The sequence below is a fragment of the Bacillus sp. BHET2 genome, from assembly GCF_005938125.1.
Taxonomy (GTDB): domain Bacteria; phylum Bacillota; class Bacilli; order Bacillales; family Bacillaceae_B; genus Rossellomorea.
Genome location: NZ_VCQN01000001.1, coordinates 852,898 through 876,400, shown reverse-complemented (window position 1 = coordinate 876,400; position 23,503 = coordinate 852,898). Strand labels below are relative to the sequence as shown.

General features: G+C 39.6%; 15 protein-coding genes. 8 read left to right on the top strand and 7 right to left on the bottom strand.

The window, feature by feature from the left end; all coding sequences use genetic code 11:
• Nucleotides 1–3: 3 nt before the first annotated feature.
• The 5 genes from parC to FGG79_RS04570 all read left to right on the top strand — a co-directional run bounded on the left by parC (nucleotide 4) and on the right by FGG79_RS04570 (nucleotide 6,010).
• Nucleotides 4–2,442 (top strand): DNA topoisomerase IV subunit A, encoded by a 2,439-nt coding sequence (parC, locus tag FGG79_RS04590; RefSeq protein WP_138776559.1) that lies wholly within the window; start codon nucleotides 4–6, stop codon nucleotides 2,440–2,442.
• 309 nt (nucleotides 2,443–2,751) lie between these two features.
• Nucleotides 2,752–4,176 (top strand): alanine/glycine:cation symporter family protein, encoded by a 1,425-nt coding sequence (locus FGG79_RS04585; RefSeq protein ID WP_138776558.1) that lies wholly within the window; start codon nucleotides 2,752–2,754, stop codon nucleotides 4,174–4,176.
• 64 nt (nucleotides 4,177–4,240) lie between these two features.
• Complete coding sequence (locus tag FGG79_RS04580; RefSeq protein WP_138776557.1) at nucleotides 4,241–4,651, top strand: SWIM zinc finger family protein; 411 nt, start codon at nucleotides 4,241–4,243, stop codon at nucleotides 4,649–4,651.
• A gap of 67 nt (nucleotides 4,652–4,718) precedes the next feature.
• Nucleotides 4,719–5,483 (top strand): hypothetical protein, encoded by a 765-nt coding sequence (locus FGG79_RS04575; protein WP_138776556.1) that lies wholly within the window; start codon nucleotides 4,719–4,721, stop codon nucleotides 5,481–5,483.
• A gap of 68 nt (nucleotides 5,484–5,551) precedes the next feature.
• Nucleotides 5,552–6,010, top strand: coding sequence for a staygreen family protein (locus tag FGG79_RS04570; RefSeq protein ID WP_138776555.1), 459 nt, complete (start codon nucleotides 5,552–5,554; stop codon nucleotides 6,008–6,010).
• A gap of 716 nt (nucleotides 6,011–6,726) precedes the next feature.
• Here FGG79_RS04570 and FGG79_RS04565 read toward each other — a convergent pair.
• The 4 genes from FGG79_RS04565 to FGG79_RS04550 all read right to left on the bottom strand — a co-directional run bounded on the left by FGG79_RS04565 (nucleotide 6,727) and on the right by FGG79_RS04550 (nucleotide 14,611).
• Nucleotides 6,727–7,101 carry a hypothetical protein gene (locus tag FGG79_RS04565; RefSeq protein ID WP_138776554.1) on the bottom strand — a complete coding sequence of 125 codons (375 nt, stop codon included), beginning with the start codon at nucleotides 7,099–7,101 and terminating at the stop codon, nucleotides 6,727–6,729.
• 35 nt (nucleotides 7,102–7,136) lie between these two features.
• Nucleotides 7,137–7,553, bottom strand: coding sequence for a hypothetical protein (locus FGG79_RS04560; RefSeq protein ID WP_138776553.1), 417 nt, complete (start codon nucleotides 7,551–7,553; stop codon nucleotides 7,137–7,139).
• Nucleotides 7,554–7,789: 236 nt separating this feature from the next.
• The gene (locus FGG79_RS04555; protein ID WP_138776552.1) at nucleotides 7,790–13,999 is read right to left on the bottom strand and encodes a carboxypeptidase regulatory-like domain-containing protein; all 6,210 of its coding nucleotides are present in this window, start codon (nucleotides 13,997–13,999) and stop codon (nucleotides 7,790–7,792) included.
• Between the two features lie 408 nt (nucleotides 14,000–14,407).
• Entirely contained in the window at nucleotides 14,408–14,611 is a 204-nt protein-coding gene (locus tag FGG79_RS04550) for a hypothetical protein (protein ID WP_138776551.1), read from the bottom strand.
• A 209-nt stretch (nucleotides 14,612–14,820) separates the two neighbouring features.
• Between FGG79_RS04550 and FGG79_RS04545 the strand changes: the two genes are divergently transcribed.
• Nucleotides 14,821–16,062, top strand: a complete 1,242-nt coding sequence (locus tag FGG79_RS04545) for an esterase/lipase family protein (protein ID WP_171050802.1) — start codon at nucleotides 14,821–14,823, stop codon at nucleotides 16,060–16,062.
• 616 nt (nucleotides 16,063–16,678) lie between these two features.
• Here the strand turns inward: FGG79_RS04545 and FGG79_RS04540 are convergent.
• Nucleotides 16,679–18,511 carry a peptidoglycan D,D-transpeptidase FtsI family protein gene (locus tag FGG79_RS04540; protein ID WP_138776550.1) on the bottom strand — a complete coding sequence of 611 codons (1,833 nt, stop codon included), beginning with the start codon at nucleotides 18,509–18,511 and terminating at the stop codon, nucleotides 16,679–16,681.
• 693 nt (nucleotides 18,512–19,204) lie between these two features.
• Between FGG79_RS04540 and FGG79_RS04535 the strand changes: the two genes are divergently transcribed.
• On the top strand, nucleotides 19,205–19,993 hold the full coding sequence (locus FGG79_RS04535) for a LysM peptidoglycan-binding domain-containing protein (RefSeq protein WP_171050801.1): 789 nt from the start codon (nucleotides 19,205–19,207) through the stop codon (nucleotides 19,991–19,993).
• Between the two features lie 446 nt (nucleotides 19,994–20,439).
• A complete protein-coding gene (locus tag FGG79_RS04530) occupies nucleotides 20,440–20,976 on the top strand; it encodes a hypothetical protein (protein ID WP_138776548.1) in 537 nt (178 codons plus the stop codon).
• 173 nt (nucleotides 20,977–21,149) lie between these two features.
• Here FGG79_RS04530 and FGG79_RS04525 read toward each other — a convergent pair whose 3' ends face one another.
• Entirely contained in the window at nucleotides 21,150–22,712 is a 1,563-nt protein-coding gene (locus FGG79_RS04525; RefSeq protein ID WP_138776547.1) for a fatty acid--CoA ligase, read from the bottom strand.
• Between the two features lie 233 nt (nucleotides 22,713–22,945).
• Complete coding sequence (locus FGG79_RS04520) at nucleotides 22,946–23,503, bottom strand: precorrin-2 dehydrogenase/sirohydrochlorin ferrochelatase family protein (protein ID WP_171050800.1); 558 nt, start codon at nucleotides 23,501–23,503, stop codon at nucleotides 22,946–22,948.

Below are 23,503 nucleotides of genomic sequence, written 5' to 3'. Positions count from 1 at the left end.
TACATGACAAATGTAGAAAGATATCAGGATTTACCTCTAGAAGAGGTGATAGGCGATCGATTTGGACGTTATAGTAAATACATTATCCAAGAACGTGCATTGCCAGATGCCCGGGACGGATTGAAACCAGTACAAAGGCGTATTCTATACGCTATGTATGTTGACGGAAATACTCAGGAGAAGGGTTTCCGTAAATCAGCAAAAACCGTTGGTAACGTCATCGGTAACTATCATCCCCATGGAGACACATCTGTCTACGATGCCATGGTCCGGATGAGCCAAACGTGGAAGGTACGGAACTACTTAGTAGAAATGCATGGAAACAACGGGAGTGTTGACGGTGATCCCCCTGCTGCCATGCGTTATACAGAAGCCCGGCTTTCGGCAATCTCCATGGAGCTCTTGCGTGATATTGATAAAAAAACCGTGGACTTTGTTCCAAACTTTGATGATACATCCAGCGAACCGACTGTTTTACCTTCAAGGTTCCCTAATTTATTAGTGAACGGCTCAACAGGGATTTCTGCAGGTTATGCTACCGATATTCCACCACATCATCTAGGTGAAGTCATCGATGCGGCCATTATGCGTATGGATAAACCTCAATGTACAGTAGAGGAACTGATGACTGTCATAAAAGGACCTGATTTTCCAACGGGAGGTATTATCCAGGGAATAGAAGGTATCAAAAAAGCTTATGAAACTGGAAAAGGAAAAGTCGTAGTTCGCGGAAAAGCAGCAATCGAAAACATCCGAGGAAGCAAACAGCAGATTGTTATAACGGAAATTCCTTATGAGATTAACAAGTCAAATCTAGTCAAGAAAATGGACGAATTCCGACTGGACCGTAAAGTGGAGGGCATTGCAGAAGTTCGTGATGAGACAGATCGCGACGGGATGCGAATTGTGATTGAGTTAAAGAAAGATGCAGATTCAACAGGAGTCTTAAATTATCTATACAAAAACAGTGACCTACAAATTTCTTACAACTTTAATATGGTTGCCATACATAACCGACGACCTACTTTAATGGGACTCCGTGAATTATTGGATGCCTATATTCAACATCAAAAAGAAGTGGTCACCAATAGGACCCGACATGATTTGAATAAAGCGAAGGATCGTCAGCATATCGTCGAAGGATTGATGAAAGCTCTCTCCATTCTAGATCAGGTGATTGCAACCATTCGTGCTTCGAAGGATAAACGCGATGCGAAAGATAATTTGATCCATAAGTTCCAATTCACTGAAGCTCAATCCGAGGCGATTGTCAGCCTGCAGCTATACCGCTTGACGAATACAGATATTACAGCGCTACAAGCAGAAGCAGAAGAATTGGCGAAAGCAATAGATGATTTGACGGCAATCCTTGAAAGTGAAAGCAAGCTTTATAGTGTGATTAAAAAAGAATTAAAAGGTATTAAAAAGCAATTCGCCGACGTCAGAAGAACTCAGATTGAAGATGAAATAGAGGAAATCAAGATCAATCTTGAAGTTCTGATAGCGAGTGAGGATGTTATGGTTACGGTGACACGAGACGGGTACATGAAACGGACGAGTCTCCGTTCCTATTCTGCTTCTAACGGTCAGGACCTCGCCATGAAAGAAACAGACAGGCTCCTTGGTCAATTTGAAATGAATACAACCGATGTTCTGCTGGTGTTTACAAACAAAGGGAACTATATCTATTGCCCTGTCCACGAGCTCCCGGATATTCGTTGGAAAGATCTTGGGCAGCATATAGGGAACATCGTCCCGATTGAGCGAGATGAGCAGGTGTTAAAAGCGATTCCGATTAAAGAATTTACTTCAGCCCATTATTTACTATTTGTTACTAAGAACGGTATGGTCAAGAGATCTGAGCTTCCTCAGTACAAAGCACAACGATACTCACGCCCTCTTGTAGGCATCAATTTAAAAGGTGACGATCAGTTAATCGATGTGCACTTAACCGATGGATCCTATGATGTATTCCTTGCTACACATTTAAGCTTTGGATTATGGTTCTCAGAAGATGATGTGAATATTGTTGGACCGAGGGCAGCTGGAGTGAAAGGTATCAATCTTAAAGAGGATGACTTTGTTGTATCTGGAAAATTAATAAGAGACCCTGTGAAAGATTTTATTTTCTTAGCCACCCAGCGTGGTGCAGTGAAGAAAATGAAATTAGCAGAATTTGAAAAAACATCCCGTGCTAAGCGTGGAGTCATCATGCTTCGTGAATTAAAATCAAATCCACATCGAGTGGTTAGTATAGAAGTAGTGAAAGATACGGATAAAGTTGGACTCATTACGAAAAAAGGCAAGATAGACGAAGTCCATGTGAAAGATCTTAGACCAAATGATCGTTATTCAAACGGATCATTTGTGATTGATGAAGGAGACAGTGGAGCTGTCAATGAAACATGGTCAGAATCACTATTAATCCAATCGAAAGAATAGATCTACATTAAAAGACCAGATCCCCATCTGGTCTTTTTTGTTTAAGCGGTTTTCGAATGATTTCACCTTTTAATCCGGCGCCAACATCTGTTTCTTTGCTATTGGATGAATATGAAATGCATATCCATCCACCATTGTTGTACAATCCCAACAGAAGATTGTACAACAATTAATATTCTTTCATCAATATGAATTTATCAGTTGAAGAGGCATCTTTTTTTTGGTAGATTTAAAAAGTGTCTGAATGGGTAAACAAACATAGGTTCATACATTATTGGTCATAAACACTTACAACTAGGGGGAGCAAAAATGGAGTTATTAACAAGTATAATAGGCACATTGAATGATTATATGTGGTCTTACATATTGATCGTAGCATTGATCGGGTTGGGTTTATACTTTTCATTACGAACAAAATTCGCACAATTCCGTTACTTAGGAGAAATGGGAAGATTATTAACAGATAAGACTACGATTTCTTCAGAAGGAAAACGGGGCATCTCATCCTTCCAGGCATTCACGATTAGTACTGCTTCACGCGTCGGTACAGGAAACCTTGCAGGTGTTGCTACGGCAATAGCAGGGGGTGGACCAGGAGCAGTATTCTGGATGTGGCTGATCGCCCTTCTTGGTGGAGCGACAAGCTTCGTAGAAAGTACACTAGCTCAAATCTACAAAGTGAAAGACGGAACGGACGGCTACCGTGGTGGTCCAGCTTACTACATGGAAAAGGGGTTAAATGCCCGCTGGATGGGGATCCTTTTCGCTATTATCATTACATTTTGTTTTGGTCTTGTATTTAACTCCGTACAATCGAATACGATTTCACTCGCAATGGAAGAAGCATATTCATTTGATCGTATGACAGTTGGAATCATTCTGGCCGTTTTGACCGCACTTGTTATATTCGGTGGAGTTAAGCGGATTGCCAGTGTCACTCAATTTGTTGTGCCAATTATGGCAGTACTTTATCTGATTTTGGCTTTCTATATTCTAGTCACCAACATCACATTACTGCCTGACATGTTTGTGGTGATTTTTGAAAATGCATTCGGGATTCGAGAAGTAGCAAGTGGCGGGGTTGGAGCAGCCATCATGATGGGAATCAAACGTGGTTTATTCTCGAATGAAGCAGGTATGGGGAGTGCGCCGAATGCAGCAGCATCAGCCGGAGTGACTCATCCTGTTAAACAAGGACTTATTCAAACGCTCGGAGTTTTCACTGATACCTTACTAATCTGTACGGCAACGGCCTTCATGATTATATTATCTGATCAATATACGACTGGAATCGATGGAATTCAATTAACACAGGCAGCCTTGAGCTTCCATGTAGGTTCATGGGCAGATACCTTTGTAGCTGTCGCCATCTTCTTATTCGCTTTCAGTTCGATTATTGGAAACTATTATTATGGGGAAACGAATATCGAGTTTATTAAATACAGTCCCGTATCCCTTTTCATCTATCGAATGGCCGTTTTAGGCATGGTGATATTCGGGGCAGTTGTCAAACTGGATATCGTGTGGAGCTTAGCAGATCTCTTTATGGGTCTGATGGCGATTATTAATCTTATTGCCATTACGCTATTAGCCAAGATTGCCATAGCGGCATTAAAAGATTATCGGGAACAAAAGAAACAAGGAAAAGATCCCGTTTTCTACTCAAACTCTATTAAAGGGTTAAAAGGAATTGAAAGTTGGGAAGTAAAGCCTGAGACAAGAGAACAAGAATAGCATGAAGGACCAACCTTATAGTGGGTTGGTCTTTTTGAACATTCATTTTTAGGAGGGTGACTCGATGCATGATTTTAGCGATTTAATGATTGAAATGGAGATTCACGTGAATGAAACAATCATGAACAGAGGATTAACGTACTACAGAGGTAACCGGATCATCGACACAGTGATTTTTCCTACTCATGTCCATGGAGTGGTGAATGGAAAAGGGGATGACTATGATACAATCGTCTATTTAGATCAATTCGAAAAAAGCATTTGTACTTGTCCTTTTAGTGGTTACTGTAAGCATATTGCCGCACTAGTTTTTTATTTGCAGGATTACAAAGGAGAAAATCATGAGCCATTCCTTATAGATGAAATCGACAGTTATTCTAAAAATGAGCTGCTTCTTATGATTAAAACACTCAGTGAAAACAATCACTTAATTGGACAAGCGGTAATGACCTACTTGAGAAAAGAAAAACAATAATTTTTACATAGATTTTCCTTCTCTGGTGAAAATATTAAAGAATACTTTTCAACGAGGAGAGAGAATCATGAGAAAAGAATTACTATTTGCATTCGGTGCTTTTTTTATTATGTCACTCCATGCCATAGCTGGAAACTTTTCCGCTGAACCGCCGGAAGAACAGCCAGTGAATGAAATGACCCTAAAAGTTTATAAAAAAGATGTAACCGGCGATGGTAAAAAGGATACGATTACGCTCAAAGCGATTCCATTTTCTCCTGATGCCTTGTTTCTAAAACAAATCTGGGCAGATATTACGACGTCAGAGGGTAGTGACATACGGATTGATTATGATGGTGGCTATGAACCAAAAATACAATTCGACGATTTAAATCATGATGGAATAAAGGATATGCTGTATTCATCTGCAACGGGTGGAAGCGGCGGTCTATACAATATGGCTCTTCATACGTTAGCCAATAATAAACTGGTTGATATCGGGTTACCTGAGCCACTTACGATTCAAGCTCAATTTGAAGATCAATATCAAGCATCGATAACGTTTGTGGATACAAATCAATCCTACACAGTGGATTTAAGCGATCGAAAAGAGGAATACGAAAGATTGGGGATATACACCGATGGAAAATTAAATGAACCAATGGAATTAATGGTTGGACCATATGCATTTTTCACCCCTACCAAACTCTTTGGTAAGCCAGGTAAAGGATTGAAAGGCTACCAGCAAATTAGTGGAGCTTATCATGCAGATGGGATCGGCACGGTCACCTCGTATTGGTATTATGACAAGAATAAATGGAACTTGATTAAAATTATGTGGAAAGAAAATTAGAAGCGGAACCGTTTGTAGGCTACTGTCATACTCTGTTGTAAGCCCATTTTTGTGAAGGAGGCTTACTTATGAGTGATTTTAAGCCTGAGAAGTTAGCTGTTCAGTATCTACCTCCTGCATCTATCTTCAATCCGATTGATAACAGGAAGTACACATTCACCCATTCAGATATGACTGGCGAACTATTTTTAAGCATTGGCTGCCACTATGAAATGGAGAAAATTAATCCGGCAATGAGGGACGAAGTGTTGGGTGAATGGAAAAGAAATCTTGGTCAATATACATTTACCGGGACAGTATATGTAAGCGGAGGAGAATTCGATCATCAGCTTTCAAACGTACGTTTTATGATTTTCAAAAAGGAGTTACCACTGGCTTTAACTGCTATAATAAATGGAGATAAAGGCTTTTACACTTACTATCCATGGCTATTGGATGCACCCATCATCATCTGTTTTGAATCCATATTCCCTGATTTTCAACAAACGCTATATTTTGGTACACCTAGACAATATTTACTTAAATGATTGCACAAGCATAGAGAGGACCGCATTTAGGCCCTTTATGCTTTTTTCTATGCGTAGCAAGATAGGTGAAAATACAGAAAGGAAGGAGGCTGCTGCGAATTTTGAGGGTAATTGATCTCAATTGTTGGAAAAGAATCAAAAAGTTGAATACGTATGTACTGCAAAAAAGAATAAGTGAAAAAATATTGTTACATTATTATTATGTAAACTAAATGGAAGAGAATGAAAATCGAGCATAAGGAAATGGTTCACGAATCAGATAATCGAACTGGATATTCCTAACGAGTAAAACAATTTATTGAGCGGATAATAACTGAAAATGAACAAAACATTATACTTGAGCCATTGTGAATTTTAAGTATTGATAATGATAATGATCAAATTGGATAAATGGAATTTTAAGTGAAAGTCACGATAATCTACATAACGATGATTTTATTGTTGAAAATGTACAATTCATGATCTACCTAATTTTTTCTGTTGTCTCAATGTTAACAGTATACTTGTGATACGAGACTGGAAACGAATAATTTATTTAACTTCCTATAATATATATTATGTAAACTAGAAGCAAATCTCAACAGAACAATTTCATTCATCGAGTTCAACTGTACTCCTCTTTACTTTCATATGTAAGCCACTTAAAAAGTGCTCAAAGCTAAATTACTTGAGCACTTTTTCCACACTGTTATGATTCTATATCATCTATTAATCGGTTAAAGTGCATCAAAAACAAAGTTTCTTGTTGCTACTACGGTGCCTGTTTCCAATTCGGTCAATTGTAAAGTCATGACTCCTGATATCACTCTACGTGCCATGACTGTCGTTGAAACGGTCTCATTCAATTCCAGTGGCAACGTAGCTATTCCTGCAGAGTTGAATTTCAATACTTCCGGTGCAGTGTCCGCGTTAATACAGATTTCAAGATGCTTGGCTAAATTGGGGTTCGAAAGATACAAAACTCCCCGATACTCATTTCCTAGAGCTTCTGCTTCCGCATTGGCAGTGACAAAGATGGGTGCAGGTGTTTGCACGTCAACTGCCAAGATTGGATTCAAGCCCCAATTGACTAAATGCTGTGTATGGGCCATATGATTCCCTCCCTTCGCGATTATATTTAGGCGAATTATGCTAGATCAACAGCAGCTGCAGCGAGAAACTCGCTGGAAAGCACCGTACACGGTCCAGCCTCAATCAGCTCAACTGTTACACCGATATTTGCTTCTTCAGATACCGTCACCAGAGTGGTAATCGTTTCATTTGCTCTTACTGTTCCAATGTCAGTCCGAAAAAATCCTTGTTCATTAAACTGAGCCTCGATCACTTCACCTTCAACAAGGGCATATACGGTAATAGCTTGTACATGTGAAGGGTCCACTAGCGTAAATTGAACTTGAAGATCAAGTCCTTGTGATAAAGCTGTTTCATTCGCTACGACTTGAAGTCCGGCAGATACTTGAGTATTGATAGGGATGATTGCATCCAGTCCATATTGAACGTCATAAAGGGGAACACCAGGGGAAATGCATTTATCATTCTTCAATTCTTTCACCTCCCTTCTCTCTATACTATGCAAATTGCTAGATTTGGAGTAGACGTGAATAATGGAGATTATGAAAATAGGTAATTTCTTTATCTTTAAGTTAGAAGAATCATTTAGTGACTCCTTCTTCATTTGATGAAGATATTCTGTTCTATGTAAAAGCAAGGCATTCACCTTACTTTATTGGTCGATACTGGTCATTCATGTGATACGTAGAAGATGCCCTACTGATTTATTTATGAACAAAGATCTGGATCTTCCGGTGTGATGGGATTCGTCCTCGGCGAGCAAAATTCCCCTAACACTTCAAGCTTCACTGGGTACATACTCTCCACTTCTACGCAAAATTTCGTTAGAAGCGTAAATTGTTCATTTGTAATGGTGTTACCTGCTCTAACAAATGTTTCCATGACTTTTACGGTTATATTATTCAGGGTCAATGGTTCTGGCGTACATAGTGCCAGTTCTTCTTCAAATTGGACCGGAACATCAAAGACAAGGATAGGATTCATATCGCTGTTACTCACTACTTCAACTTGAACAACTGCATCAAAACGGATGCTGACAATACCAGGATTTCCATTAACAAGGTGGATGATTTTTCCTGCAGGTTTTCCAACGACACTAGTGAGTAAGCTCAGTGAATCCCGATCTGTTAGCACAGGTTGGGGAAAGAAAACGGTTTGTTTTTGAGAAGCCACGAACACGACCCAATCATATACCTTATCAATTGAAATGCATTCAGGCCTTAAATTATTCTCAGGGGCTATCGGTGTAAGCCTAATATTAAACTGAAGGACTTGATTCGGTGCTAGAATGATTGTAAATGAGGCATCCTCATACCCTCTTGCACTCACAAACAATCGATAGGTCCCTGGAGGTAAGCCTACTAAGGAGTATCGTCCAAATTCATCAGTAAAGGTGGTCTGAATGGGTAGATCCTCACCTTCCAACGTGATGGTTAGACGTGCATTTGCAATTGGACCACCCGTGGCATCATTCGTTACACGCCCATCGATGGAAGCAGGAAATCTAGATAATGGTACATTGATCGTTCGTATTTCATCCGGGAGTAAATCAACCGTATTGATCGAAGTACCATATCCAGGATAGCTAACCCTGAGAGTCACTCTTCCAACGGGAATCCCCTGAATTCGGTAATATCCCATCCCATCTGACAGGGCGTTTCCGACTAAAACACCGTTAACGAACACTTCTGCCAATGCTCCGATTAGCTTGTTGCCGGTATCTCCATCCGTAATATAACCTTGGATGTTTGCAGGATTACTTCGCAAAAGAAAACTAACTGTTTTTGTTTCAAAAGTCTCAATTATGACAGGCTGAATACCTGCTTGATAGTTGGGATTTGTGGCTGTGATCGTATAATTTCCAGGAGCCAGACCTGATAGTAAATACTCGCCATTTATATCAGTAGGAATGGTGGCAATGATGTCCCCATCCGCATTAATCACCGTAATTAATGTGTTTGATAATGGAGCACCGGTATTTGCACTCCTAACGTTTCCGCGTAAACTTCCGCCATTAGGTGTAAGTTCAAAGTTCAATATGATAATTTGATTATCACGGACCACAACTGTCTCGTTTTCAGAGCTGTACTCCGGTTCACGGGTTACTAGGACATATACTCTGGATGAGAGTTCAGTCGTTCGATAAAAACCATTTTCGTCTGTTACGGTAGTGAAAATGATCGGTCCTGTTGGTCCATCCTGACGAATGACAATCGTTGCCCCTTGTACAGGCAAGCCGGTAATGGAATCCGTTACCGTCCCTTCAATAATGGACGTTGATGGCGTTAGGGCGAAGCTGATCGTAGCAATTTGATCTGGCGACAGGAAAACTCCCGCTGTTTCTGGACCAAATCCATCTGCGTTGACAACAATTGTATAGTTTCCAGGCGAAAGATCTGTAAGGACATAAGCTCCTGATTGATCGGTAAGGACTGTTTTGACAAGAACAGATGTAGCATCGAATAGTTGTATCACTGTGTCAGGAATGGGTTCTCCTGTTGTCCGGTTGGTTACAAAACCATTTACTCCTGCCGATATCGGTGAAAGGCTCAATGTCGTTGTGATGGAATCATCCGGGTTACCAAATATTGATTTCGAGTCACTCCCGTAACCATCTTTAGACCCGGTTACCAGTAATTCTCCACTTGGTAAATTGCTAAACGTCACTTGGCCATTCTCATTCGTTAAACCGACTCCTACCCTTACTCCATTCGTATGTTCAACTGTAACAGTAGCACCTGGAATCGGTAGCAAAGTGGTTGCATCAATTACATTTGTTGTTAAGGTAACAGGAAATGGCACTAACACGCTGGTTACATTCGTTGTTTGATTGGACTCCACCACCGCAGCTACTGTAGAGGTCGCAAATCCTGGAGCAGATGCAACGACATAATATGTGCCCGGTGCGAGATCAGGCACGGTAAAGGTCCCATCAGGATTTGCTAGTAATGAAGTGATGACTGTTTTGTTTTCATCTTCAATGATGATGGTTGTATTATTTTCCAGGATGGGATCTCCATTTTGATCAACTACAATCCCAGTGATGGTACCAGGATTTGGATTTAATGCTAAATTTGCACCTGTCGTCTCACCTCCTACGACAATGGCTCCAATTTGTGCGGTAGAAAAACCACTTTTGAATGCAGTAACAATTTTCTCTCCTATAGGCAAGTCACCTACAATATAGTTTCCTGAAGACGTTGTTGTTGTGACAGCGACGATTTCTTGAGTTTGAACATCCGTGATTGTGATGGTTGCACCAGGGATCACTTCACCAGTATTTGCATTCGTCACCAGTCCGCTAATCCCTCCCCTTTCCGAAACAAGAGTGAGATCGATATTGGTCAGCATCTCCCCTGTTGAAAGAGTGACTCCTGTGAACGATGGAGCATAACCGTCAGCGAATACTCCTATTGTGTATGAACCAGAACCCAGGCCAGTAATGATATATTCCCCGTTTGCGTTTGTATACGTTTCTGCGATTAATGTGCCAACAGCATCTCTAATTTCAACTAAAGCACTTTGAATTGGATTGTTACTGGCATCAACGATCACTCCTGAAACCGATGATGGTAATGGCTGCATGGAAAGGGAAACCGGCGATGACTGATTCGCAACCACTTGAACGCCTGTTGTAGCAGTAATATAATCGTTTGCGCTTGCCGTGACAGAATAATTTCCAGGAGCGAGGTTATCGAATGTAAATGCACCATTCGCATCTGCAATGACAGATGAATTGAAGACACCATTCGCATTATAGAGCCTTACCAATGTCCCAGGAACAACGGGCGTAACGATTCCTGTAATTTGCCCTGGATTTTGCTCTAACTCAATAATGATTGGAGTCGTATTTCCACTTAATACAACGGCTCCGATTGTATTACTCTGGTATCCATTCGCCATAGCCGTGACATTATAGCTGTTCGGAGTTAAACCATTGACTGTAAATCCTCCAGACGCGTCGGTTATGGCGGTTGTCACAACGAATCCTTGGCCATCTACCACCGTTACTTCGGCACTTGCAATCGGATTTTGGGTAATAGCGTCGATGATCGTTCCTTGTATAGAGCCAGGGTCCGGTTCTAACGCAACATTCGCCATAGTCGTCTCTCCCGCTTCCACTAAAGCAGAAATCGCTGTGGTTTGGAAGTTATCTGCCGAGAAGACTAATGTGTAGACTCCCGGGGCTAATTGATCACTTGAAAAATTCCCATTATTATCTGAAAAAACAGTGGATACTACGGCTCCAGTTGAATCGATGAACCTTACTTCAATGTTTGCCCCTAAAATGGGATCACCTGTCTGTGCACTCGTGATTTGACCAATGATTGTACCTGGATTTGGAGGAAGTACAAAGTTCGTTGTGGTTATTGTATTAGACTCGATGACGGCTCCTGTTAATTGTGTTTGATAATTTGGTGAACTTGCGGAGATGGTATAGTTTCCTGGGGCTAATCCCTCCACTGTATAGCTACCATTCGAGTCCGTAACAGTCGTTAAGATAATAGAGGAACTAGTTTGAACGTTTACCGTTGCCCCGGCAATGGGGTCTCCAGAATCATTTGTTACATTGCCTGTTAACGTACCTGGATCAGGTACCAATACAGCATCAGCTACGGTCGATTCCCCACTAATAATGATCACTCCGACAGTTTCTGTAGTAAAGTTTTCAGCACTGACCACTACTGTATAGGACCCGGGTGCTAAGTTAGGGATTTCATAATTCCCATTTTGATCCGTGATATCAGTAGCAATGGGAATATTATTCTGGATGATGGTGACTAATGCCCCTTCAATAGGATTCATTGCATTATCTGTTACGGTACCCATGACGAGACCAGCGATCGGGCTAAGTGATGCATTGAGAGTAGTCGTTTGATTTTGAGTGACGACGGCTCCTATGACGGAATTTGAGTATCCATTTGCACTGAAAACGATTGAGTAGGACCCGGGGACTAGATTTTCAATTGTATAATTCCCTAATGAATCTGTCATACCCGACGTGACCACTTGTCCTGAGGAATTGACGACTTGTACGATCGCATCGGGGATCGGTTGGCTGCTAACATCGTCTGTAACATTTCCACTAATGGTTCCAGGTATAGGTTGCAACGGAACATCTGAAGTAGTCGTCGCACCGCTAACAACAGAGGTGCTTACCGAGTTGAATCCATAATTCGCAGCACTTGCCCGGACGATGTACATTCCCTCGGCTAGATCCTCTACTAAGTAGTATCCCAGTGGATCTGAAGTTGTTGATGCTACAAACACTCCCTGATTCGTTAACACCTCGACAAGTGCATTCGATATAGGGTTGGAGTTCATTAAATCATAAATGGTCCCTTGAATAGAGCCCGGATCAGGAAGTAAATCGAAGTTGACAATGGATATGCCGTTTGGCTCGGTTATGACTTGCTGCTGTGCAGATTGAAAGCTGTTTGCGATCGCTTCAACGGTGTAAGAACTTGGAGTGGTAGCGGGAAAAGAGTAGTTTCCAGAAATATCGGTCAAAGTCGTGGCAACTTCGATTCCAAGATTATTCAATAACCTGATTGTGGCATTCACTAGTGGTGCCATGCTACCTGTGACGGTTCCTTGAATGGTACTCGTAGCCGGGGAGAGGAAAATATCCTGAGAAAGGGACTCGCCACTTGCTACTGAAACCGGGACGGATGTTTGAGTGTAATTTGGAGGATTTGATACAACGATTGTATAATTTCCCGGTATCACATCAACAAAGCTATAAAAACCGTTAACATCTGAGCTTACTGTAGCAATCGTTGTCGGACCTTGCTTTAACTCTACCGTTGCTCCGGAAACATATTCTCCGTTGGATGAATCAATGATTGATCCATTTATGGATGCATTATTGAAAACAGTAATAGGGATACTGGCTGTATTCGATTGAATCGGTTCTCCCGAAAGGTTATCCACGCCGTCCGCCGTTACTTGATCTAAGAAAAAGGTCGTTTGCTGATCATCAGTAAAGCTACCAGTTGCAGTAAATGCAAGTGTGGCCGATTCCCCAGGGTCTAAATTCCCGACGTCCCACGTGACCGTCTTAGTCGTTTCATTTAGCACAGCACTGCCTTGGGAGGTTGAATCAATCGAATAAACTACAATGTTATCCAGTCCGATTACATCATTTGCCAAGATAGTGGTAGCCAATGCTTTTCCTGTATTTGATAGAGTAATCGTACCTGTCCAGGTTGATGTTTCACCAAATTCAACTTGAGAAGGACCGCTTGAAAGAGACTTTGTTGCATTCAAACGTGCTCGAACATCCGTTTCCTCAATCGTGATGGGGTCTGTAAAGGCGTCGATAAATTCAAAGCCTTCATCTGAGCGGAGGGAGTCTTTATTATAGTTATTGGAGTTGGCAGAGGAGAAGTAGATAGTGGATATCGTAGTCGTTTCATCGATCCCCATCACAGTAAAAATAGTGGCTGCCGGTAAAGACCATTCTAAAAAGTAGTCAGGATCACCATCAATGGATGAGTCCGCTAAAATCACCCTAGCATAATCAAAGTTTGTAATCGGTTGTGAAAAATTCGGCTCTCCATTGATTCCTTCGGCTGCATCAGTCCAGGAGTTATACTCCTTAATAACGTTTTCATAGATATTAATGGCTTCATTTAATCCATCAACGTTTAACAACCAGTCATAGGTACCAGGGTCTCCAGTTGTATTGAATAAAACCCCCCATGCGAATTGCCTAAATCCTTGTCCCTGGGTCGGATCACCATTTAAGCGAATCCGGAAAAAAATATTTTCCCCATCGAAAGCAATAAATCCCGCTGGGTAAGTGCTATTTCCTACAATATCAACAGGTTGGGGAGATTCATCCCCAAAATTGTCAAATAGTGGGCTGCCATTTAACAATAAAGGAGTATATTGTGATGCATCTGGGAACTGCATAAAACGTCCCTTCCTTTCTACATGTGTTTTTCATACTCTTAATAGTTTATGTGAGTAAGGAAAAAGGGACTAGGCCATCCATGAGAATGGGTACTAAACTATCGTGGGCTGATCTATTTGATTAAAACCGTCAAAAATGTCTACATATTAGGGTTGTAGACGATTGAGGAATGGGCTATCCATTCATTTTTTTCATTATTATCACCCAGGACATGTCAGCAACATGGAATCATTAAAATGATTTCCATAGTGATAGATCGCATATGTGAAGCCCGAACATTTTTCTATTAAATTTATATAATATGACGTAGAATCACTAGATTAATATAGGAGGATTTAGTAAGGGAACATAAATCAGAGGTTCACCTTTCACCTCCCTGGGTCACTTATTTTAATGAAATCAACTATTCAATCGGGCAGGATCCTTGTGTGACGGTTGGCACCTAATACCCGCAGGTTCTTCTCATCCGGCTTCTCTCTATCTTCAGAACAACAGCTATAAATTCCCATGTTTCTATACAAATAAAGAATGCAGCTAAGAACACCGTTTTTCAAGAATGCATCCAAATCAACTGACGTGAGGGCAGGATTTTTCGAAACGACCACTGCCATGACTTGTTCTCCCACTTCTCCTGCTTTGCAGAGATCATCCGGCTCAGAAGCTAATCACCAAGCAGGATATTCTCATTTTCAGTTTTACGGATTTCTCTACTAAGCGGCATTATCAGTCAAAAGGCTGACATGACACATAGCCTATTGGCTTAGATTAACATTTGTATTATCTTAATAGTAAGAAATTTCAGAAAAAGGAGAATGGAATTATGATTAATTTAAGTAAAATGCTCGTTATCTTGTTTTTGCTATTATTAATGTTGCCTGAAAGGAAAATATCTGCAAATACCGGAGAATCTGAGGGTAATGATTACCCCATCGTCTTAGTGCATGGACTAGGTGGTTGGGGGAAAGAAGAAGTGTCTGATTTTTATTACTGGGGTGGAATTCATGATATAGAAAACCATTTAAACAATCAGGGATTTAAAACATTTACAGCTGCAGTGGGACCGGTGTCAAGTAACTGGGATCGAGCAGCTGAATTGTTTGCCTACATAAAGGGTGGCACGGTTGACTATGGGGCTGCTCATTCTTTACATCATCATCATCAACGATTCGGAAAGAAATACTCAGGTGTTAAAACGGACTGGAATGAGGAGTATCGGGTACATCTACTTGGTCACAGTATGGGTGGGCAAACTTCAAGGATGTTGCTGGAATTACTGAGATCGGGAAGTATAGAGGAACAGGATTATCATAAGAACAATCCTCAGGCTCAGCAAATGTCCAGTCTTTACGTCGGAGACAAAGATTGGGTTCATAGCGTCACAACCTTGGCGACCCCTCATGATGGATCCCCTTTTGCCAATAAACTAGAAAACTTTATGCCCTTTTTAAAAGGGTTTGTGTACAAATATATTAATTTGGCAGACCTGCATTCTAATGAATCTTTTAACTATGATTTTAAACTAGATCATTGGGGTTTGAAGAGAGAAATAAATGAACCGATATATTCGTATGTACAACGAATGTTAAACAGCCCTTTCTGGAAAACAAAAGATACTAGTCAATTTGATCTTTCAATAGATGGAGCTAAAGAGCTGAACGGAAAAATGAAAACGTATTCAGATGTTTATTATTTTTCTTATACTGGGGATGCTACATTTCATTCTCCTTTAACAGGTTACAATCTCCCCCTTCCTTCAATGAATCCACTATTATACCCTTCTGGATTTTACATTGGAAGATATGAAAATGGTCAACTTGGATCTTCTTGGTGGCCAAACGACGGTCTAGTGAGCGTTCCTTCTTCACAATACCCGACTGGACACCAGGCACAGCCAGAACAAAGTACGGCTAAAATAGGAGTATGGAATTATCACAAGACTCAATATAGATGGGACCATGCCGATTTTATAGGATTGAGCTTGTATGACACTGTTGGATTAAGTGATATTCGTGCCTTTTATCGAGATATTTCGGTGAAACTAACGACATTACCAAGCAACTGAAGGTATAAACATTATCAAGCATACGAGGATCAAGATGAAATGAATAAATATAGCCCCTTCTCATCTACTTAACTTATTGTAGTACCCTAGCAATTTGGTGTAAGGTTTTCAAAAAAGCAGAAATTCTTTTTTAAACGTAAAGAAGTTCAAACATACTACAAGGATTTCTGCTTTTTTTGATTAACATTCGTCCTATTGAAAACTCAAACTTGGTTAACTGAAATCAACATATGAAAATGTTTAAGTCCGGTATGAATACTTTTATTAGGAGTTTTATGAGAATGGATGATTCCTTTATTTGGTGTGTCTGTCTCTTTAATAAAACAGTAAGAAGTGGAAGAATCTGAAGGTACATCATATTTCTCATTATTGAATTCTAATCGAACCATCTACTCGTTCTGTAATCGAAATATAGCTCATTATTTACTGTTTTTAGAGATTCTGGCAATCATTGAGATTATCATGTAGTTAGTGGCGTTTCACCAGAATCTTAAATACCTTTAACTTAAATACCTTTATTCTCCATTATGGACGAAGGAGAGACCTGTTGTTGAAAAGGATCATCTTTTGTATTTCTTCAATAAGGGAAAATATAGTACCCACTTACATTTGGGTATTATTCTTTTATGCTATCTGTCTTTAAATCATTAAGATAGATCAGACTATCTCTCATAACAGGTTTAAATACTTTCGAAACAGGAATTGATCCAATTTCTGTTGGTGGCAAATCAGGTTCCTCCACCCCTACGTAAACAATCAATTTAGGATCTTCAGCTGGAGCCATTCCCAAGAATGAAAACAAATATTCATTGGGTGCAGTTAAATAACCCCCTCCATTTGGATTTGGTATCTGGGCAGTGCCTGATTTACCAGAGACTTGAAAGTCATTCAATTGGAATCTCCTCCCAGTGCCTATATCTGAGTTAACAGTAGACGTTAAATACTCACGAGTTTTATCAGCAGCTTCTTTGGTAATTGGAGATCTTATAACCTCTGGTTGAAATTCTTTAACGATTTTGTTTGAATCGCTCTCTACTATTCTTGAGACTACATATGGTTTCATCATTTTTCCTCCATTTGCAATGGCTGACTCTGCCTGAATCATCTGTAGGGCTGTCACTGTGCTTCCTTGACCGAATATTGTAGTAGCCTTTTCAATTGGATTGTTATATTGTAGAATTCCTTTTGCTTCATTTTGAAGGTTAATGCCTGTTATATTCCCGAATCCAAGTGATTTTAAATAAGATAAGTACTTCTCAGTTCCAATTTTCCCTAACAGATTAATAAAAGCAACATTAGATGACCGTTGTAGTCCCTCTAAATACGTAATTGTTCCCCATCCTCTCCCTCTATTCCAATCCTTTATTGGTGAAGGGTAGCCATCTACAAAAAATTGGCCAGATTTATAATACTCATTTGGGTCAAATACCATACTATCAACTGCAGCGGCTAATGAGAATGATTTCATAGTCGATCCTGGTTCAAAAGAGGTTTCAACAATGAAGTTTGACCAGCTATCACGTATACCTTTTTTTGTATCATTATTGAATGATGGTCTTTGTGCCATGGCTAGTATTTCTCCAGAAGAGGGATCAGATACAATGGCAAACATTTTCCTAGGGTGATACTCGCTATCAACGGAATTTAACGCATCTTCTAAAATTTTTTGGATGTTTCCATCTATGGTTAAATAAATATCATCTCCATTATCCGGGGGAATGATCCTCTTTTCTGAATCCGATAATATATACCCCCAAAAGTCACTTTCATATCTCAAATAACCATCTTTTCCAGTAAGGTTTTTATTAAAACTTTTTTCAATTCCCATTATCCCTTCAGTGATTGGAAATCCATTCCTACTTACATCTTCTTGAAGGAGTCCGATCGTATGAGAAGCAAACATCCCCTTCGGATAGGACCGTCTATTAATACTAACAAACGTAATTCCAGGTAACTCTTCCTTTTCAATTTTTTCTTTTACTTCGGTAGAAATTCCATAACCTTCAGTTCCCATTTCTACTTGGAATTTCCCCTCTTTTTTTAATAGTTCGTAAATTTCAGTCTTTTCCAAATGGATATATCTAGACAACACATCAGCCGTCCTCTTCTTGTTGACAACATGGTTGGGTTTTTTAGGGTTAGATGTTACTGACTCAGATAAAATCGCAATTATTTTATAAGAAGGAGTGTCTTCTGCTAGGACATGAGCATTACGATCAAGTATAGTTCCTCTATTTGCCTTCAACCTATGATTCTGTAAATATCTATTAGAAGCTTCTACAACTAAATTTTTCCCTTCTATTTCTCCTGTTATTTGTATATAAAGAAAACGAACAAATACAATAGAAAATAAGAGAGAAAATGTACAGAACAAAACGGCACCTGCCCGATTCATATTTGCCGGTTTTTTATTCATTAACTCCACAACCTTAACTTCTTGTGATTTCATATTCCTCTTTTTATATACATCTCTTAATCATTTTCTATACACATTTTAGTAATTGCATCTCCCTTCATAAAAAAATTTTCAATTTCTAGTGCATCACCTCATTCAGTTAAAGTAATAATTGTGTAGTAGAACTGTAGATATTGGATAATATTAGACAAAATTCTACATATTTCTACAAATACCAAAATATCTTATCACTAATCAATATGATTTAAATCCACCCTTTTTACCGAGAGTAAAGTACTAGTAGTAAGTATATTTTTGGATAATTTAAAAAACGGATGATTTCGAGCAATAAGGTACAATTGATTCTTTTTTCGGAACGGGAATTGGCGTAAATCCTTTATGTACACTGGATAGGTTCATATACCGTATGTATGCCTAACTGATAGAGAGCAATGAGATTTAAGTAGCTGTCCACCTTCAAGGTGAATACATTGCAACTATTTTTTGTCGGTTACATATCTAAGACTTTATACTCAATTGATTGATTCTGAAACATCTCTGATACGAATCTACCGACAGGAGGAATTTGTCGTTATTTGTAGAATTTTAAAGATTGGAAATGATGCCAACAGGAAAACAATGGGCAGATAGGATTATAATGGCAGTTAAGACGATAGACCCTTCTCTCCCACTAATGACTAATATATAGTTAGTTCGATAGTATTTAGGACAAAGGAGATGGGAGAATTGAGTACAATTCAACTGAGTAGGAGAGAAAGAATCACTATAGAAAGGAAGAAAGCGCTAAAGGAGAGAAACAAAAAATTAACGATTGCTACAACTATTGGAGCATTGTCTGCTCTTTTGCTCACGAATGGAAATGCAAGAGCTTGCAGTGCAGAATATACAGTAAAAAAGCATGACACATTATATAGTCTAGCTAAGAAATATGATGTTACAGTGGATCAACTAAAAGAAAAAAACGTATTATTGTCTGATAAAATTTATGCAGGTCAAACGCTTCTAGTTCCTCCAATAGAAAGTCATATTGAAAATAATTATTCAGTCCAACAAGGGGATACATTGTATTCATTAGCCAAAAGATATGGAACAACAATCGCTCATTTAAAACAATTAAATGGGATGGATTCGGATCAAATTAATATCGGAAAATCTATTCTGGTTCCTGGTGAACAAACCCAGTTAAATGTTGGAGAATTATACACTGTTGTTGCTGGTGATACGTTATGGGGCGTAGCACACCGTTTTGGAATAAAACAAGAGGTCTTGGCTAAATCAAATGATTTAAAAATGAATATGCTACTCATTGGCCAAAACCTATTTATTCCTGGAAAAGCTGAGGTGACTGAAGCTGAAATTATTGGGGTACCTGATAAATTCACTGTTGAATTAAAGAAGAACGGGAAATCTTTCTCATTGAAAATTCCTTATGGTACTTCTTCTGATTATCAAAAAAAGTCAGGACAGATTGTAATCGTCATACATAGAAATGGTGCTGTTATCTCGGCAACATAATCTATATCTATTTTATGGTTCAACCATCTAATTCACTGAAAATAGGGATTTGCTACAAATAGAGAAATTGGTAGGAATTCTCTTAATAGAGAAAAGCCAACTAATTTCAGGCTCATTCCTTATATTCAAAATACTAAATAGCCAGCGGAGATTCCGATGGCTATTAATTCATCTATTATTCTATTCACTTTAGAGCTTCAAATACAAAGTTACTATTTGCTATTTTTGTTTCAGTATCGAAAAAAAGCTTCGGTCATTAAATTTGCCTCGATAAATTCTCTTTCAATGATTCTACATACTGTAATAGGTATTAAAGGTGAAGGGCGTAGAGTAATTTGGAGTTGAAAATCAGGTCTTTCTGATACATTTGTAACGCCCGAACCTTTCTCTATTAAAGGTATATAATATGTAGTAGTATCACTAGAATAAAATAGGAGGATTTATTTATGGAACATAAATCAGAGGTTCAGGTTTCACCTCCATGGGTGACTTATTTTAATGAACTCAAGTATTCAATTGGTCAGGATCTCTCTGTGACAGTGGGACCTCTAATACCCGTCGGTTCTCAATATTTAGCACTTGTTAACGTATCTGATAATGAGAAGGCTGAGGCGCTGGCAACACTTCTTGTCCCGTCCGTTGAATTCGGTAATATCACCCTTAATACAATCGTCATCAATAATGAACAAGAAATCGTTTCTCCAATACCTTGCCCCCTACGTTCCTTTCAAATTGCCAACTTAGTAGAAAAGGCCTTATCAGGTAATCCCTACTTCAATCAAGTGGTGGTTAAGCAACAATTCCCCGGTTCACCCAACTCCGTATATCCTGTATTCACGGCTGAAGTCATCCAGTTTTTCAATGATGATCTTTCAAATCTTTGCAATTCCTTCACAGGAGTTGCATCGACGGTGTTTGCGGATGTGATGAAAGACAAAGTTTGTGGCATATCGATTTTGTTTTCTACAAGCTGCGAGGAATAGAAAAGAAGCCCAGAATTACTTTCTGGGCTTTTACTATCTTTCATTTTCTTTCATTTACTCCCATTTTCACCCTTGGTTGCTAACAAACACGAAATGGAACAAGTGTTCTGTTTCGTGTTTATTAGCATCTTTCATTTTTAGTGGATTTTTTCAGCTCCCGATAATTACCGTAATCAACAACGTTTTTCCCTCTGAACCACGTTTTCCCTAAGTATAAACTTTTGGATTTTCCCACTTGCGTTCCTAGGCAGCTCTTCTACAAATCGATACTCTCTTGGCCGCTTATAATCTGATAATAGATCACCATTTTTCAAAAACGAATCCAAATCATCTGATGTGAGTGAACGATTCTTAGAAACAACGATTGCAATCACTTGTTCTCCCCATTTTTCATGGGGTTGACCTAATACCGCGACATCTAAAACATCTTCATGCTCATGAATGGCGTCCTCCACCTCACGTGGATACACATTTTCTCCTCCAGAGATCACCATATCATCCACCCTGTCAGCCACATAAAGATAGCCTTCTTCATCCATATATCCTAAATCACTGGAGTGATACCAACCTTTATAAAGAGCTTTTTCCGTTGCTTCCTTCCGATTGTAGTATTCGAGCATTGTACACGAACCACGAACGATGATTTCTCCGACTTCTCCTGGTAGGCAGAAATCGTGTGGTTCAGATGGACCGTTTTCATTCGGTTTAACCACTCGGATTTCATGATTATATGCGGCCCTTCCTGCTGATCCTGTTTTGGTTAATTGCTCATCCTGTAGCAGAAACGTAACCGCTGGACCCATCTCGGTTTGGCCATATGCTTGTATAAGATCAATTCGTAATTTCTCATGAATTTCCCTGACGAGCACAGGTGCCATTGGTGCTGCCCCGTAGAGACCGATCCGTAACGAAGAAGTATTCATTTCTTCCACACCATGTTGCAAAAGCATATTCCACATAGTCGGAGCGGCAAACAAGGTCGTGACTTTCTCACGGTCAATCACTTCCAGAACGGTTTGAGGTTGGAACTGATGAACAATGATATTCTTAGCTCCCGCTTGTACACGTGGCAGGAAGCAACAATGTAGCTCGGCACAATGAAACATTGGTGCAGTAACAAGTCCGATATCATTTGGTCTCAACCCCATAACAGAAGTGCAAATTAAGCTTTGCTCGGCCACATCCCTGTGCCTGTGGAGCACTCCCTTAGGTCGGCCAGTAGTACCGCTTGTATACATTATCGCATAAGGATCTATCTCATCTACAATCATTTCTGGTATGTCTACCGGGCATCGACTTACAACCTCATTGTAGCTTTGAGCAAATGCTGGTGGTTCATCTCCAACATAGAAAAAAAGTGTTTCTGGAAAGTCATTTGAAATCCGCTCAATCGGTTTTATTAGTGCTTCTTCAAATAACAGGACCTTCGGTTTAGCATCTTCTAGAATATACTGAATCTCTTGGGACTTTAACCTGAAGTTGATCGGGTTAATCACAGCACCGATCTTTCCACATGCAAAGTACGCATTTGCTAGCTCCAACGTATTAAATAGATATGTAGAAACCCGGTCCCCTTTTTTTACGCCAGCTTCCAGTAGCGCATTGGCTGTACGATGGACTTCTTCCTGCCACTGCTTGTATGTAAGCCTGATTCCAGTCTTTTCCTCAACAATTGCCTCCTTATTTCGGAATTTTTCTACCGTTTGATCAAATATGGATCCTGTGGTTGCGTACATACTTCTCCTCCTTATGATTAAGGTATTTCTCTTTAAAGTTACTTTCCTTAATCATTCATTTCTAGATAGAAGTATGTATCCCCTTCTTTATAATCTGATAATTCTGAAATATATTAATGCTGATAATAATTTGTTTAGTCTTAAACCTTGTATGCGTCAAAAAAGGAGTTAATAAAGAGCAATTAGGTAGAATTCCCCTAATTGCCGTCGTTTACTATTAATATTGCTAACACTCAGTATCTTATGCTATCTGCCAACTTTTTCAGCAATAGCCTTTTTTCTCTTCCCGATAAGGACGATGCAATAAGCTCATTTCTTTTTTTGCCGATTTCATCAAGTTTTTCAATGAATTCATCACTGCATTGCTGAAAAAATTCTTCGCACAGCCTTTTAGATAAAGTGGGACTTGATCCATTGGTGGAAACAGAAATGGTGAGATTACCTGTTTGCTTATACGAGAGCATCTGAAAGGATCCGCTCCCTCCTCGATCAGCTATACAAATCAACTGATTATCCCCCACTTCCTGTTGCACCCAATCATTTACCTTTCTTTGATCAGTAGCTGCAACGACAATGAAAGCATCAACTAAATCATTTTTATCAACTTCTTTGTTGATCCATCTCACATGCCCTTTCTCATGTAAATTCTCAATTTCTCTCGTCACCTGGGGGCTGATGATTTTTATCCTAGCCCCATGCTTCAGAAATACTGAAAGTTTACGGAATGCTACCTTCCCCCCGCCGATTATTGTCACCTGTTTGTTTTTTACATCAACCATTAGAGGAAGCAT

Bases quoted from the DNA above. Each gene is read 5' to 3' on its own strand.
- parC (WP_138776559.1), top strand. From the start codon at position 4: ATGACAAATGTAGAAAGATATCAGGATTTACCTCTAGAAGAGGTGATA.
- FGG79_RS04585 (WP_138776558.1), top strand. From the start codon at position 2,752: ATGGAGTTATTAACAAGTATAATAGGCACATTGAATGATTATATGTGG.
- FGG79_RS04580 (WP_138776557.1), top strand. From the start codon at position 4,241: ATGCATGATTTTAGCGATTTAATGATTGAAATGGAGATTCACGTGAAT.
- FGG79_RS04575 (WP_138776556.1), top strand. From the start codon at position 4,719: ATGAGAAAAGAATTACTATTTGCATTCGGTGCTTTTTTTATTATGTCA.
- FGG79_RS04570 (WP_138776555.1), top strand. From the start codon at position 5,552: ATGAGTGATTTTAAGCCTGAGAAGTTAGCTGTTCAGTATCTACCTCCT.
- FGG79_RS04565 (WP_138776554.1), bottom strand. From the start codon at position 7,101: ATGGCCCATACACAGCATTTAGTCAATTGGGGCTTGAATCCAATCTTG.
- FGG79_RS04555 (WP_138776552.1), bottom strand. From the start codon at position 13,999: ATGCAGTTCCCAGATGCATCACAATATACTCCTTTATTGTTAAATGGC.
- FGG79_RS04550 (WP_138776551.1), bottom strand. From the start codon at position 14,611: ATGGCAGTGGTCGTTTCGAAAAATCCTGCCCTCACGTCAGTTGATTTG.
- FGG79_RS04545 (WP_171050802.1), top strand. From the start codon at position 14,821: ATGATTAATTTAAGTAAAATGCTCGTTATCTTGTTTTTGCTATTATTA.
- FGG79_RS04540 (WP_138776550.1), bottom strand. From the start codon at position 18,511: ATGAAATCACAAGAAGTTAAGGTTGTGGAGTTAATGAATAAAAAACCG.
- FGG79_RS04530 (WP_138776548.1), top strand. From the start codon at position 20,440: ATGGAACATAAATCAGAGGTTCAGGTTTCACCTCCATGGGTGACTTAT.
- FGG79_RS04525 (WP_138776547.1), bottom strand. From the start codon at position 22,712: ATGTACGCAACCACAGGATCCATATTTGATCAAACGGTAGAAAAATTC.
- FGG79_RS04520 (WP_171050800.1), bottom strand. From the start codon at position 23,503: ATGCTTCCTCTAATGGTTGATGTAAAAAACAAACAGGTGACAATAATC.